This window comes from Actinoalloteichus hymeniacidonis (assembly GCF_014203365.1).
GTDB lineage: Bacteria > Actinomycetota > Actinomycetes > Mycobacteriales > Pseudonocardiaceae > Actinoalloteichus_A > Actinoalloteichus_A hymeniacidonis.
Window position 1 is genome coordinate 187490 of the sequence record NZ_JACHIS010000001.1, and the last position, 14164, is coordinate 201653.

The window sequence follows — 14164 nt, forward strand, 5'->3', positions numbered from 1 at the left end:
GCCGGGCAGTTCGGTCGCTCATGCGCCATGCGCCATGCGCCATGCGCCATGCGCCATGCGCCATGCGCCATGCGGCGCAGCGGCGGGGCGTGGCCGGGCGCGGAAGGCGCGCAGCATGTGCGTCACATAACGACGGGATGCTGCGGCGGGATCATCGGTCTCGGTGGCGATTACTCCCGCATTGCCCGCGATCAACAATCGGATGTCGTCCAGTCGAAGGCCGGCTCGGATGCTCCCCGCCGCTTGAGCCCGCCGAAGCAGCATGTCCACCACCCGATGGGCGAGCGATCGCCATCTCGACGCGCTTCGCCGGCTCGGCGCGAACGAGATCCTGGACCGGCGGGCGGTCCGACCAGTCGAGCTGCCTTCCTACGACGTGGTGGTGGATGCGGTCGGCACCGAGCTCGCCGCTTACCGCAGACTGGCCGCGCGCACGGTGACCATCGCCTTCCCCTCACCCGCGGTCCTGGCGGACATCGCGGCGTCGAGGGTCTTCGGCTCTCGTCGTATCCGGACATTCAGCGGTCGAATCCGCGCGGAGCTCAGGCCGGTGGTGGCGGGCAGCTTCCCGTTGGAAGAGACAGCGGCGCACCGCAGGCTGGAAACCGGCGGCAACCTGGGCAAACTCGTGATTCGGACGGGCTGAACCACCTGGCGCTCCGGTATTTCGACGACTGTGGGGTGGGGCGGCTTCGCGCCACCCCACCCCGGATTTTCTATCGCGCCGCTATCGAATGCCGCGGCGTGTTGATCAGGATGCCTCGCAGGCCACGTCCTGATCGGGCATGGTTCCGTCGAGCAGGAACTTCGTAGTGATGTTCAGTGCGCAGGCGTTGCCGCCCAGGACGTAGACCCCGTGTCCGCTGCCGTCGACGCTCACCAGCTTGGAGCGGTCGCCGAACTTCTCATTGATCGACTTGCCGCCGTCGATCGGCGTGACCGGGTCGCGGTCGTTCTGCAGGACGAGGACGTTCTCCGGGCCGTCGGTGTTGACCTGCACCGGCTCCTCGAGGGGTGCATCCCAGTAGGCGCAGGGCAGGATGTTGGCGGCGGCTGCCCCAAAGAGCGGGAACTCCTCGCGGTCGGCGGCGACGTTGTCCTTGTAGGTCTGGACGTCCTCGGACCACTCGACGTCGTTGCAGGTCGTGGCGAGGAAGACCGTCAAGGCGTTGTCGATGGCGGTGACCTCGGGCGCGGTTTCCGCCAGCATGGTCTCCGCCGAGGCCACATCCCCGACCTTCAGCGACTGCCAGATCTGTGCCAAGGAAGCGTAGGACCGCTCGTTGTAGAGCGAACCGAAGGTGGCCTGACGGAAGAGAACGCCGTCGATGGTCTCGACTGGGTTCTCATCGAGACTTTCGGCCAGGCTGAAGTAGGTCTCCCGTACCTCCTCCGGCGTGCTGCCCAAGCCGTAGGCCTCGTGCCGCGCGGCGGCCCAGTTCGCGAAGTCCGGGAAGGTCTGCTCCATGCCCTGGCCGTAGCGGCGGAGTCCTTCCTCGTTGAGGTGGGTGTCACCGATGTTGCTGTCGAGTACCACGCGGTCGGTCGTCTCCGGGAACATCGAGGCGTAGGCGGCACCCAGCCCGCTGCCGTAGGAGTACCCGAGGAAGCTGGCCTTCTCCTCGCCGAGGGCGGCCCGGATCTGGTCCAGGTCGCGGGCCATGTTCGCCGTCGAGATCTGCCGCAGGTGAGCGCTGTCGTCGCTGGTCAAGCACTGCTCGGCGGCCCGCTCGACGACTCCCGCTCGCTCGTCTACCGCAGCCTCGTCGACCGCGTACGGCGGGATGTTCATGCGGTACTCGCCGTCGATGGTGAACCCACAGCCCACCGGCGTGGAGTGTCCGACGCCCCTGGTGTCCATCCCGATGATGTCGTAGCTGTCCAGGACGCTGGCCGGAATGCCCTGGTCCGCGAGGAACCTCGGCTGGTCCAAGCCGGTACCGCCCGGGCCACCCGGGTTGGTCAGCAGCACACCGCGTCGCTTGTCCGGGTTCAGGCTCGGCAGCTTCGAGATCATGATCTCGATCTGCTCACCGTCGGGATCGTTGTAGTCCAGCGGCACCGGCACGGTGGCGCACTGCAACTGCTTCGGCGCCACCTCGACACCCTCGGGGCATTCGCCCCACTCCAGCCCGGCCGCAGGCGGCGGCACGGCCTGGTTCTCCTGCTCGGCGGTCGCGGCAGGCACCCCGACCAACGCGCCGGCAACGCCGAGCGCGGCCAACAACGTCATACTTCGGCCGACGTGAGATTTCTGCTTCACGTGTCACGCTCCCCGTAGTCGATTGCAGTTGACGACTACTGGACACCGTGTGCCTGCGACACGGTCAAGAACCGGCGGTTCGCGCACCGTCGAATACCGCCGAGACACCTCGTGAACTGGTAAGACGTCGACATCTCGGCGCGGAAGCGACCCGCCGGAACTGTGTTGTGACTTCGCGAGAGTGTGTTGTGCGGGCGGATGGGGCGCCGGGCGCCGGTCCGCGCGGCTCGGCGCCCGGCGACCTGGGACGACGACGCGGTCAGCTCAGGCCGAGATCCGCGAGCCCCAGCAGATAGCGATACGGCAGGCCCTCGGCCTCGATTCGCTCGCGGGCGCCGGTGTTCCGATCGACGACGGTCACCACGCCCACCACCTCGGCGCCCGCCTCGCGCAGGGCTTCCACCGCGGTGAGCACGCTGCCACCCGTCGTCGAGGTGTCCTCGACGGCCAGCACCCGCCTGCCTGCGACGTCCGGGCCCTCGATGCGGCGCTGCATGCCATGTTGCTTGGTGGCCTTGCGCACCACGAAGGCATCCAAGGGGTTATCGGTGGCCGCAGCCTGATGCAGCAGCGACATCGCCAGCGGGTCCGCGCCGAGGGTGAGACCGCCGACGGCCACGTAATCCCAGTCGGCGGTGAGCTGGGTCAACAGGCGACCGATCAGCGGCGCCGCCGCGTGATGCAGCGTCACCCGCCGCAGGTCGATGTAGTAGTCGGCCTCGGCGCCGGAGGACAACACCACCTTGCCGCGCACCACAGCCAGTTCCGAGACCAGCGTGGCCAACTCGCGCTTGGCCGCATCGTCGATCGGAGGCGTGCCCCCGGTTACCTGAGAACTCGATTCGCTTCCCACAAGCCATCAGACTGACACATCTGTTCGGAGCAGCGCGAAACGACTCAGTCCTGCCACACGTAGTCCGGCACCCGCTCGATCACCTCGACGAGGAACGTCGCCATCGCAGGCACGTTCTCCGGGATCAACCGGCCACGGGTCCAGGTGAGCAGCATCGGACCCTCTAACCGGAAGGGCAATGACTTGAACCGCTCATCGCCCAACATCCACTCCATCGTCCGGGGATGCAGGATGTCGTAGGCGAAGCGATCGTTCTCCGCCTCGATCCGGAACGCCCGGTTGAATTCCTCGCTCTCCAACTGGAGGTCCTTCATCCCGAAGACACCCATGATCCGATGTCCGATCATCTCCCGGCTGACCTCGAGCATCGGACGGACCTTCGGGGTGAACAGCGCGGCCACCGCGAACCGGTAGGTGACGTTGCGCTTGTTCCGCCCGGAGCCCTGCCGCTCGACGTAGTAATACTCGAAGGCCACCAGCTTTCGACCTCGCAGCGAGCCCGTCACCACATGTCGCGTGCCCCGGCGGATGCCGCGCCGGAACATCGGTGCGTTGAAATACCGGAGCCAGCGGTCATCACGCGGCACGTAGGTCCAGCCGCTGTCTCGCGCCCACGCCTGGAAGGCCTCGCGGCGTCTGCGGCTGACATAGCGCGAGATCAGCGCGACGCCGACGAGGATGAGGATGAACGTCCCGAAGGCGATGTAGAACGGCTCCATCACGGTGACGACCCCCGTTCGATCAGTTGTCGCGCGCGTTGACCCTCGTCGCGAGGCGACGAACGAGCGCCCGAGGCAACAGGCCGGCCAGGGTGGTGATCACCTTGTACGGCAGGCTCGGGACAGAGAGCACTCGGCCCTCCCGCAGATCGCGCAGACAGTCGTTCACGACGCGGTCGGCGTCCAGGTAGAGCGGGCCGGGAATGCCGCCCATGTCGATGCCTGCCCGATCGTGGAATTCGGTTCTGGTGAATCCGGGGCACAGGACGAGCACCCGCACGGCGCTGTTCGCCGTCGTCTGAGCCAGCCCCTCGGTGAACATCGTCACCCACGACTTGTCTGCGGTGTAGGTGGAACCACGGCCGGGGAAGAAGCCCGCCACGCTGGACACGTTGATCACCGCGCCGCGATTGCGGGGCAGCATCGAATTCAACGCCGCATGGCTGAGTTCGAGTACGGCGGTGACATTGACGTCGAGTTGCGCGCGCAGCTGATCGGCGTCCTGCGCCAGGAAACCCTCGGGCTGGGTGAATCCGGCGTTGTTGACCAGTAGGTCCACCGGCTCGGCCTCGTCCCGCAGCCGCTCGGCCACCCGCCTGCGATCGGCCTCGGCAGCCAGATCGGCGGTCAGGACCTCGACCTCGATGCCGTGCCGCTCGCGCAGGATCCCCGCCAGCTCGGTCAGCCGCTCGGTGGTGCGGGCCACCAGGACGAGATCATGCCCCTCGGCCGCCAGCCGCCGCGCGAACGAGCGACCGATTCCAGCAGTGGCGCCGGTGATGAGAGCCGTGGTCATGGCTCGAACCGTATCCTCCGGGACCACGCACTGTCACCGCTTTGAGTGCCAGCCGATCAGTTGGAGGGTCGGTAGATCTCGTTCTGTTCCTGCTCGTCCTGCGCATCGGAAGCGGCCTCCAACGCGGGAAGCTCGGTCACATCGGCGTCCTCGGCATCGGGATCGAAGGGATCGACCAGATCCGCGATCTCCCCGACATCGCGCAACAGCTGTTCCAACCGGGCAGGCGTGGCACTCGGCGGCGCGGCGGCCACCACCCACTCGTTCTCCAGCCACACCACGACGACGTCCTCACCGATCTCTTCGGCCGCCTCGACCAGGTCCGGCGTCATCAGGGCGCGGGCCGCGTTGAGGTTCGTGACGAAGGCATAGCGGGATCCGACCGGCCCCAGCAGATCGAGTCCGGACTCCTGCGGAACGGGGACGCTGGGCAGCCACAACTCCACGACCACATCGTGCTTGCGCCTGCACCGGACCGCGATCAGCACCGAGCTGATCTTGCCGCCCGTCTCGTGGTCGAAGACATAGACCTGACGCCTGCCGTCGGCGGTGAAGGTGGAACCGGCGACCACATCCTTGGCGAGTCCGCTGCCGTGGGGAGCGAGCGCGCCGTGTTCCCATCTGGTCGGCAAGACCTGATCGACCTCGGCGAACTGCCAGCCGCGCAGCGCGGCCCAACGACGACGTTCCCGGTTGCGGGCTGTGCGCTGGGCACGGTCCGCTGCCAACAGGACGAAACCACCCACGGCGAAGAGCACGGCCACCGTGAACCAGACCCAAGTAGGCACGTTCACAGTGCGAAGGGTAGCGACGTGATCGGCCGTTGGCGAAGATCGAGGTGCAGATAAAGCCCTAACTGACGCAAAGTGACAACGCTCGGCCTAGAGTTCGGTGCTCACAGCGCCGAAGCCGCCCGAAAGATCACGTTGCGTGATCGATATTCGATGAATCCGTTGGAGCGGCCCGGAACGCCGCTGCGTCGGCGTGGTGTGTGGTGCGGAAGCCGGGCCGGCGGGCGATCCCGATGGCGACGGCGCCACTCGTCGAGTCGAGCGGCGCCGTCCGTGCCCACCAGCCGCGTCAGGCCGTCGACGCCGCCGCCCGCACCACGCGCAGCTCGCCGCCGTCCGCGTCGAGATCGACCTGCGCGCGATCGCCGTCCTGGATCTCACCCGCAAGCAGCTTCTTCGCCAGCTGATCGCCGATCGCCGATTGGATCAGCCTGCGCAACGGGCGCGCGCCGTAGACCGGGTCGAATCCGTTGAGGGCCAGCCATTCCTTCGCCGCATCGCTGACCACCAGCTCCAGCCTGCGCTGGGCCAGCCTGCGCGCCAAGCGCTCGATCTGGATGTCGACGATGCCCGTCAATTCCTCGGTGGCCAGCGATTGGAAGACGACCAGGTCGTCCAGCCGATTGATGAACTCGGGCTTGAATCGGCTGCGGACCTGCGCCAACACCGCATCCCGCCGATCGCGATCGCTCAGCGACAGGTCGGTGATGACCTGGGAACCGAGATTCGAGGTGAGCACCAGGATGGTGTTGCGGAAGTCGACCGTGCGGCCCTGCCCATCGGTGAGCCTGCCGTCGTCCAACACCTGGAGCAGCACATCGAAGACATCCGGGTGCGCCTTCTCGACCTCGTCGAGCAGCACCACCGAATAGGGGCGCCTGCGTACCGACTCGGTGAGCTGGCCGCCCTGGTCGTAGCCGACGTATCCGGGTGGCGCACCGACGAGTCGGGCCACCGAGTGCTTCTCGGCGTACTCGCTCATGTCGATGCGGATCATGGCGCGCTCGTCGTCGAAGAGGAACTCCGCCAATGCCTTGGCCAACTCGGTCTTACCGACACCGGTGGGGCCGAGGAACAGGAAGGAGCCGGTCGGTCGATCCGGGTCGGCGACGCCCGCCCTGGCCCGCCGCACGGCATCGGAGACCGCGCGCACTGCCTCGGGCTGGCCGACGACCCGACCGCCCAGCATCTCCTCCATCCGCAGCAGCTTCGTCGTCTCGCCCTCCAGCAGCCTGCCCGCCGGGATACCGGTCCAGGCGCTGACCACGTCGGCGACGTCGTCCGGCGTGACCTCCTCCTTCAGCATCTCCTGGGTGGCGGCACCCGCCTCGGCGGCGGCGGCCAGTTCCTTCTCCAACGCGGGAATCCGGCCGTAGCGCAACTCGGCGGCCCGGCCGAGGTCGCCGTCGCGCTCCGCCCGCTCCGACTCGCCACGCAGCTGTTCGAGCTGCTCCTTGAGGTCCCTGGTCTTATCGATGGAGCCCTTCTCGTGCTGCCAGCGGGCGGTCAGCCCGGCCAGCAGTTCTCGGCGCTCGGCGAGCTCCTGACGCAGGTTGGCCAAGCGGGCCATCGACGCCGGGTCGTCCTCCTTGGCCAGCGCCATCTCCTCGATCTCCAGGCGACGCACCGCACGTTCGACCTCGTCGATCTCGACGGGCCGGGAGTCGATCTCCATCCGCAGTCGGGAGGCGGCCTCGTCGACCAGGTCGATCGCCTTGTCCGGAAGGAATCGCGCGGTGATGTAGCGGCTGGAGAGGGTGGAGGCCGCGACCAACGCGCCATCGGTGATCCGCACGCCGTGATGGACCTCGTAGCGCTCCTTGAGCCCACGCAGGATCGCGATCGTGTCCTCCTCCGTCGGCTCGCCGACGAGGACCTGCTGGAAACGCCGTTCCAGCGCCGCATCCGTCTCGATGTGACCCCGATACTCGTCCAGGGTGGTGGCGCCGACCATCCGCAGCTCGCCCCTGGCCAGCATCGGCTTGATCATGTTGCCCGCGTCCATCGCGCCCTCGCCGGTGGCGCCCGCACCGACGATCGTGTGCAGCTCGTCGATGAAGGTGACCACCTGCCCCGCCGAATCGGTGATCTCCTTCAATACCGCCTTGAGCCGTTCCTCGAACTCGCCTCGGTACTTCGCCCCGGCGACCATCGAGCCGAGGTCCAGCGAGACGACCCGCTTGCCACGCAACGACTCCGGCACATCGCCCGCGACGATCCGTTGCGCGAGCCCCTCCACGATGGCGGTCTTGCCGACTCCGGGTTCGCCGATGAGCACCGGGTTGTTCTTGGTGCGCCGGGACAACACCTGCACCACTCGCCGGATCTCGGCATCGCGGCCGATCACGGGATCGAGTTCGCCGCGTCGGGCCCGGTCGGTGAGATCGACCCCGTACTTCTCCAGGGCGAGGAAACTGCCCTCCGGATCGGGACTGGTGATCCGGGCCGAGCCGCGCACCTGGCTGAACGCCTCGCGCAGTGCCTCCGGGGTGGCGCCCTGTTCCCGCAGCAGATCGGCGACCCGGCCGCCCGCCACCGCCAGCCCGACCAGCAGGTGCTCGGTGGAGACGTACTCGTCGCCCATCTCGGTGGCCAGCCGTTGGGCGTGCGTCATGGTCTTGACGGCGTCGGTGTCGAACTGCGGGGCATTCACCGTGGCGCCCACCGCGGAGGGCAGTGCGGCGCTCAGCCGGTCGAGACCGCTGCGCAGCGTGGCCGCGTCGGCCCCGACTGCGGCCAACAACGGCGTCGCCACCCCATCGCCCTGGGAGAGCAGCGCGCCGAGCAGGTGGGCGGGGGCGACATTGGGATTGCCCGCCACCGTCGCGGCCTGGGCCGCCGACGAGATCGCCTGTTGCACCTTCGTGGTCGGGTTGAAAGCGTCCATCCCTCACCTCATCGCAGTCGTCGCACGCCCTCGTCGGCGCCGGCGGACGAGCCCCGGCCAGCCGACGACCGTTGGTCGACCGGGTAACGCGACGGGAGCGCGCCGCCGATCGAGTCCATTATGGCCCAAAGTCAGAAAAGTTGAGCCAACGACACTCAACCTACCGCACGGCGATGCCTAGGTGTCCTCTCTGCCAGCTCGAAGCCTTGCCGGGAGACGCGAAACGCCGCCACCCGCACAGTGCGGGCGACGGCGTCGACGGCTGTCCTGAGCGGCGTTGCGGCTAGAGCGTCAGCCCGAAGACGAGACCGGCCAAGGCGTACATCGCAATGGTGATCAGCACCAGCGCGATCATGTTCAGCCAGACGCCTGCCTTGACCATCTGATTGATGGTCACGTAGCCGGAACCGTAGGCGATCGCATTCGGGGGAGTGGCCACCGGCAACATGAAGGCGCAGGTCGCGGCCAACGCCACCGGAATGGCCAGCAACATCGGGTCCATCCCGAGTCCGATCGCCACCCCGCCCAGGATGGGCAGGAAGGTGGCGGCCGTCGCGGTATTGCTCGTCAACTCGGTCAGGAACAGCACCAACAGCGCGACCGAGGCGATCAGCAGCACCAGTGGCAGCGCGCCCAGGGCGGTCACCCGCTCGCCGATCCATTCGCTCAGGCCGCTGCTGGTGAACTGGCCCGACAGGCTGAGGCCGCCACCGAACAGCAGCAACACGCCCCAGGGCAGCTCCTTGGCCGTGTCCCAGTCCAGCACCGAGGTGCGCTTCTTGGGCTCGACCGGCAGCAGGAACAGCAGCACGGCCACCACCATCGCGATCACGCCGTCACTGATGTTCGCCAGCCACGGTGCCGCAGCGGCGATGCTCTCGACATCGGCCAGCAGCGGCACGCTGATCCAGGACAGCGCGGCGAAGACGAATACCGCCAGCGTGAGCTTCTCGCCCCGGCTGAGCGGGCCGAGCTCGGCCAGCTGTTCCGAGATCAACTCGCGTCCGCCGGGCAGCGTCTTGAGCCGTGGTGGGTAGATGAACCGGGTCAGCACCAACCACGCGAGGAAGAGGAACACCACCGCGATCGGGACGCCGAAGAGCATCCACTGGCCGAAGCCGATGTGGATGTCGTGGTTGTCCGCGAGATAGCCGACCATCAGGGTGTTCGGCGGGGTGCCGATGATGGTGCCCAGCGAACCGATGGACGACGCATAGGCGATGCCCAACATCAGGGCGGTGGCGAAGTTCGGGTCGCCCTTGCCGTCGCCGAGCTGCTTGACCAAGCCGAGCACCGACAGACCGATCGGCAGCATCATCACGGCCGTCGCGGTGTTGCTCACCCACATGCTGACGAAGCCGGTTGCGATCATGAAGCCCGCCACCAGCATCTTCGGGCTGGTTCCCACGGCCAACACCGTGCGCAGCGCGATGCGTTTGTGCAGGTTCCACCGTTGCATGGCCAGCGCGAGCATGAAGCCGCCCATGAACAGGAAGATGATGTCGTTGGCATACGGGGGCGCGACGTCGGCGAGTGGCGCGACATTCAGCACCGGGAACAACACCAGCGGCAGCAGCGCGGTCGCCGGGATCGGGATCGCCTCGGTCATCCACCAGATCGCCATCAGCAGGGCGATGGCCGCTGTCGCCTTGCCCGCCTGCGGCAACGAGTCGGGTAGCAGGAACAACGCGGCGAGAAAGAACACCGGGCCCAGCGCCAGGCCGATCCACTGGCGAGATCCGCCGGACTCGCCGTTGGTCTTCGAGGCGCCTGATTCGGACGTCGTGGGTCTGTGGCCTGCTGACTGCTCGTCGGCTTGGTTCACCGCTGTGCTCTTCCCTCCCTGGTGGTTCGACAGGTGTGACGCCGCGTCACCTGTCGTGGTGATGGCGACGTCGACAACTGCCCTGCGGAGCAGAAGCTATCTCATCAGTGATGGAGACCACTACGAAAAGTTTCCATGGGCGCGCCATCCGGTGGACCTGGGCAGATGATCTTCCACCAACTGGTCGACATAGGCCGTCAAAGATGTCTATTCGGCTACGGCATGTAATTTTCTGGCGGCGGTACTTGTCACGGAGGTCCAGACCCATTGCACTACGGGGCTATGTCTTGGGACACACTTGCGCCGCCGGCTCACACGCCGTGGGCAGCAGATTCCACTCAACCCCTGCCCCTCGCCGCCAACACCGGCGGACTCTCCGGCATCGAGGAGAGCATCAACAACGTCTTCGCGCCCATCGAGGAGTTCGCCAGCGGACTGATCTTCGGCGAAGTCACCGTCTTCGGTATCTCCTTCCCGGTGGTGGTGGCCTGGCTCATCGTCGCCGCGGCGATCTTCACGGCCTACTTCGGCCTCATCCAGTTCGGGAAGTTCCGGCTCGCGTTGCGCATCGCACGCGGTCAGTACACCCGGGATGACGAACCCGGCGAGATCACCCACTTCCAGGCGTTGTCCTCGGCGCTGTCCGGGACGGTTGGGCTGGGCAACATCGCGGGCGTCGGTGTCGCGATGGTGATCGGTGGCCCGGGTGCCACCTTCTGGATGATCATCGCCGGCCTCCTCGGCATGTGTACGAAGTTCGTCGAGTGCACGCTCGGCGTGAAGTACCGCGAGATCCACGAGGACGGCACCGTCTCCGGCGGCCCGATGTACTACCTGCGCAAGGGCATGGCGGAGCGGTTCCCGAACGGCTTCGGGCGCGCTGCGGGTAAGGCGATGGCGGTGGGCGCCTCCGTCTTCCTGCTGTTCTTCGCCCTCGCGGGTGGAAACATGTTCCAGGCGAACCAGACCTTCGCGCAGGTTCAGTCGGTGACCGGCGGCGACACGGGCATCTTCGGTGGCGACGGCGCCGCGCTGATCTTCGGCCTCGTGCTGGCGGGTGTGGTCGCGCTGGTGATCATCGGCGGGATCAAGTCCATCGCCTCGGTCACCGAGAAGCTGGTTCCCGCGATGGGAATCATGTACGTGCTGGCCTGCCTGGCGGTCATCCTGGCCAACATCGGCGAGGTGCCCGGCGCGGTCAACGCCATCATCTCCGGTGCCTTCAATCCGCAGGGCGTGGCAGGCGGCGTCGTCGGCGTCATGATCGTCGGCTTCCAGCGTGCCGCGTTCTCCAACGAGGCAGGCGTCGGCTCCGCCCCGATCGCACACGCCGCGGTCAAGACCAAGCACCCGGTCACCGAGGGCTTCGTCGCGTTGCTGGAGCCCTTCGTCGACACCGTGATCATCTGCACCATGTCGGCGCTGACCGTCGTCATCGCCAACACCCAGCTGTGGCGGGACGGCATGGCCACGGTGCAGGCGGGCGGCGACGCGCCGGATGGCGTCACCGTCACCTCGGCCTCCTTCGAGACCGTGCTGCCGTGGTTCCCCTACGTCCTGACCATCGCCGTGATCCTCTTCGCGGTCTCGACGATGATCACCTGGGCCTACTACGGCCAGAAGGCTTGGACCTTCCTGTTCGGCAAGAGCGCGGTCAGCGAGATCTCCTACAAGGCGGTCTACTGCCTGCTCGTCGTCGTCGGCACCGTGCTCACGCTCGGCCCGGTGTTGAGCTTCGCCGACGCGGTGCTGTTCGCGACGGCCTTCATCAACATCATCGGTCTCTACTTCCTGATGCCGATCGTGAAGCGCGAGATGAAGGACTACCTGGCGCGCCTTCGGTCCGGCGAGATCGTCCGGATCACCGGCAAGGAATCCGGCGGCGAGCAAACCATCACAACGAAGGACTGATCGCAACCTGGGAGGTTGTCCCCCGCTTGTCCACAGCGTCGGGCGATCTATCCCAAGGGCTTGCCGACTAGTCCACTGCTTGTCCCCAAGTACTCCCCAAGTTGTCCACACGGCCTGTGGATAACTTGGGGAGTACCTCGTTCTAGGCCCGAGTTATCCACAGGCTGTGGACCGTTTGGGTCGTATCGGTGGAGAGTTATCCACTGTTGATCACCCGAATGGCCCAAGGTGGCGGGGTGTTGACGGTGGGTGGTTGGGGATAACTCCACCAGCCGCGATCAAGGCCGTGGATAACTACTCACACTGTGGTGCGAAGTGGCACCTCACGGATGAACATGACTGCCACCAGCGTGACGATCGAGGCCACCGCCGAGATGCCGAAGACCAACGCCGTCGCATCCCCGTAGGCGGTGTGCAGGATCGTCTGCATCTCCGAGGGCAGTGCTGCGAGATCCAGCGACCCGCTCGCCGCCTCGGCGGCCCCGCCCGTCTCGGCGGCGACCCGGTTGGCCACAGAGGCCGACAGCACCGCCCCGAGCACCGAGACGCCCGCCGCGCCACCCAACGAGCGGAAGAAGGTGACGGTGGCCGTCGCCGCGCCCAGATCCCGGGCCGAGGTGTTGTTCTGCACGGCCAACACCAGGTTCTGCATGCTCAGTCCCACGCCGGCACCCACCAGGGCGAGGTAGCAGCCGACCAGCCACACGTCGGTGGCGTGGTCGATCGTCGCGAGCAGGGCGAGACCGAGCACGAGACTGACGCTGCCGACGCTCAGGTACGCCTTCCACCGGCCATAGCGGGAGATCAGCCAGCCCGAACCCGTGGAGGTCACGAACAGCGCGAGCACCAGCGGCAGGGTCAACAGGCCCGCATCGGTCGGCGAGTAGCCCCGGCCGAGCTGGAAGTACTGTCCGATGAACAGCGAGCCGCCGAACATCGCGATGCCCAGCCCGATGCCTGCGACCGTGGCCAGCGTGAAGGTCCGATCCCGGAAGAGACGCAGGGGTACCACCGGCTCGGACACCCGGCCCTCCACGAACACCGCCAACCCGAGGCAGAGCAGCGCGGCGCCGAGCAGCACCAGGCTGGTCGTCGAACCCCAGGGGAAGGTGTTCCCTGCGAAGGAGACCCAGACCAGCAGCAGGCAGACACCGCCGACGATCAGTGTGGCGCCCACCCAGTCGATCTTGGCCTTGCGCTTGATCAACGGCAGTCGCAGCGTCCGGCCGAGCACGATGAACGCCGCGACGGCCACCGGGACCACGACGAAGAAGCACCAGCGCCAGCCGAGCCACGGGGTGTCGACGATCAGCCCGCCGACCAGTGGACCGCTGACCGTGCCCACGGCGAAGACCGCACCCATGTAGCCGGCGTACCGGCCGCGCTCTCGCGGGCTCACCATCGCAGCGATGACCACCGCGGCCAACGCCTGCACGCCGCCGAGGCCGAGGCCCTGCACCGCGCGGAAGCCGATCAACATGGGGACCGATGTGGCCAGGCCACAGAGGACCGAACCGAGGGCGAACAGGCTGATCGAGGCCTGGAACAGGACCTTCTTACTGAACAGATCGGCGAGCTTGCCCCACACCGGAGTCGTGGCCGTCGCGGCCAGCAGGGTCGAGGTGACCACCCAGGTGTACTGGGACTGAGTGCCGCCCAGTTCGGCCAGGATCGTCGGCAGCGCGTTGGCGACGATGGTGGAACTGAGGATGGCGACCAACAAGGCCAAGAGAAGCCCGGACAGCGCTTCCAGGATCTGCCGGTGGGTCATCGGGCTGGGTGCCGGTGGTTCGGCCGGTACGGGCGAAACGGGGGGCGTTGCGGAGTCGGTCAGCGCGGCGGGGTCGGCCTCGGGTCTCGCTGCGGACCCGACGCCCGATCGGCTCGTCTCGTTCTCGCCGTGCAGTGCGGACCGCGACCGCATCCAGCCTCACCCTTCCAGTCCAGTTATTTAGTTGCCGCATACAACTTTACTGGCGGTATGGGGCGCCGGTCACAGTTCGCAATGAGGGATGCCTCACAGTGCGTGGGGCAGCGGCCGCTCGCTCGTCTCACGAGCTCGGAACAACCGAGGCGCCGCACGAGCGGCGAGATGTCCGCCGACAGCCCTTCGGGCGGC

Annotated in this window: 11 protein-coding genes; 2 read left to right on the forward strand and 9 right to left on the reverse strand. The window is 67.1% G+C overall.

Translation table 11 applies throughout. The features are described 5' to 3' along the window. Positions 1 to 18: 18 nt before the first annotated feature. Positions 19 to 264, reverse strand: a complete 246-nt coding sequence (locus BKA25_RS00865) for a hypothetical protein (protein ID WP_157421319.1) — start codon at positions 262 to 264, stop codon at positions 19 to 21. Here BKA25_RS00865 and BKA25_RS00870 point away from each other — a divergent pair. Continuing rightward, positions 263 to 646 (forward strand): zinc-binding dehydrogenase, encoded by a 384-nt coding sequence (locus tag BKA25_RS00870; RefSeq protein ID WP_069852888.1) that lies wholly within the window; start codon positions 263 to 265, stop codon positions 644 to 646. The genes BKA25_RS00865 and BKA25_RS00870 overlap by 2 nt on opposite strands. A gap of 105 nt (positions 647 to 751) precedes the next feature. On the opposite strand, the gene BKA25_RS00875 is transcribed toward BKA25_RS00870, so the two are convergent. The 7 genes from BKA25_RS00875 to BKA25_RS00905 form a co-directional block, all read right to left on the reverse strand. Beyond that, positions 752 to 2263: an alpha/beta hydrolase gene (locus tag BKA25_RS00875; RefSeq protein WP_236750420.1), complete on the reverse strand. Its 1512-nt coding sequence runs from the start codon at positions 2261 to 2263 to the stop codon at positions 752 to 754. A 259-nt stretch (positions 2264 to 2522) separates the two neighbouring features. Further along, positions 2523 to 3116, reverse strand: a complete 594-nt coding sequence (pyrE, locus tag BKA25_RS00880) for an orotate phosphoribosyltransferase (RefSeq protein ID WP_069852885.1) — start codon at positions 3114 to 3116, stop codon at positions 2523 to 2525. A gap of 44 nt (positions 3117 to 3160) precedes the next feature. Beyond that, entirely contained in the window at positions 3161 to 3835 is a 675-nt protein-coding gene (locus BKA25_RS00885) for a hypothetical protein (protein WP_069852884.1), read from the reverse strand. A 22-nt stretch (positions 3836 to 3857) separates the two neighbouring features. After that, entirely contained in the window at positions 3858 to 4631 is a 774-nt protein-coding gene (locus tag BKA25_RS00890) for an SDR family NAD(P)-dependent oxidoreductase (protein WP_069852882.1), read from the reverse strand. Positions 4632 to 4687: 56 nt separating this feature from the next. Next, positions 4688 to 5425, reverse strand: coding sequence for a TtfA family protein (locus tag BKA25_RS00895; RefSeq protein ID WP_069852880.1), 738 nt, complete (start codon positions 5423 to 5425; stop codon positions 4688 to 4690). Between the two features lie 286 nt (positions 5426 to 5711). Continuing rightward, positions 5712 to 8309, reverse strand: coding sequence for an ATP-dependent chaperone ClpB (clpB, locus tag BKA25_RS00900; protein WP_069852878.1), 2598 nt, complete (start codon positions 8307 to 8309; stop codon positions 5712 to 5714). Between the two features lie 283 nt (positions 8310 to 8592). Continuing rightward, positions 8593 to 10035, reverse strand: coding sequence for an SLC13 family permease (locus BKA25_RS00905; RefSeq protein WP_236751040.1), 1443 nt, complete (start codon positions 10033 to 10035; stop codon positions 8593 to 8595). A 381-nt stretch (positions 10036 to 10416) separates the two neighbouring features. On the opposite strand from BKA25_RS00905, the gene BKA25_RS00910 reads away from it, so the two are divergent. Beyond that, positions 10417 to 12045 carry an alanine/glycine:cation symporter family protein gene (locus BKA25_RS00910; protein WP_084643475.1) on the forward strand — a complete coding sequence of 543 codons (1629 nt, stop codon included), beginning with the start codon at positions 10417 to 10419 and terminating at the stop codon, positions 12043 to 12045. A gap of 298 nt (positions 12046 to 12343) precedes the next feature. Here BKA25_RS00910 and BKA25_RS00915 read toward each other — a convergent pair whose 3' ends face one another. Next, positions 12344 to 13816, reverse strand: coding sequence for an MFS transporter (locus BKA25_RS00915; RefSeq protein ID WP_084643474.1), 1473 nt, complete (start codon positions 13814 to 13816; stop codon positions 12344 to 12346). Positions 13817 to 14164 lie beyond the last annotated feature (348 nt).

Coding starts and splice junctions, on each gene's coding strand:
- BKA25_RS00870 (WP_069852888.1), top strand. CDS start 263: ATGTCCACCACCCGATGGGCGAGCGATCGCCATCTCGACGCGCTTCGC.
- BKA25_RS00865 (WP_157421319.1), bottom strand. CDS start 264: ATGCTGCTTCGGCGGGCTCAAGCGGCGGGGAGCATCCGAGCCGGCCTT.
- BKA25_RS00885 (WP_069852884.1), bottom strand. CDS start 3,835: ATGGAGCCGTTCTACATCGCCTTCGGGACGTTCATCCTCATCCTCGTC.
- BKA25_RS00890 (WP_069852882.1), bottom strand. CDS start 4,631: ATGACCACGGCTCTCATCACCGGCGCCACTGCTGGAATCGGTCGCTCG.
- clpB (WP_069852878.1), bottom strand. CDS start 8,309: ATGGACGCTTTCAACCCGACCACGAAGGTGCAACAGGCGATCTCGTCG.
- BKA25_RS00910 (WP_084643475.1), top strand. CDS start 10,417: ATGTCTTGGGACACACTTGCGCCGCCGGCTCACACGCCGTGGGCAGCA.
- BKA25_RS00915 (WP_084643474.1), bottom strand. CDS start 13,816: ATGACCCACCGGCAGATCCTGGAAGCGCTGTCCGGGCTTCTCTTGGCC.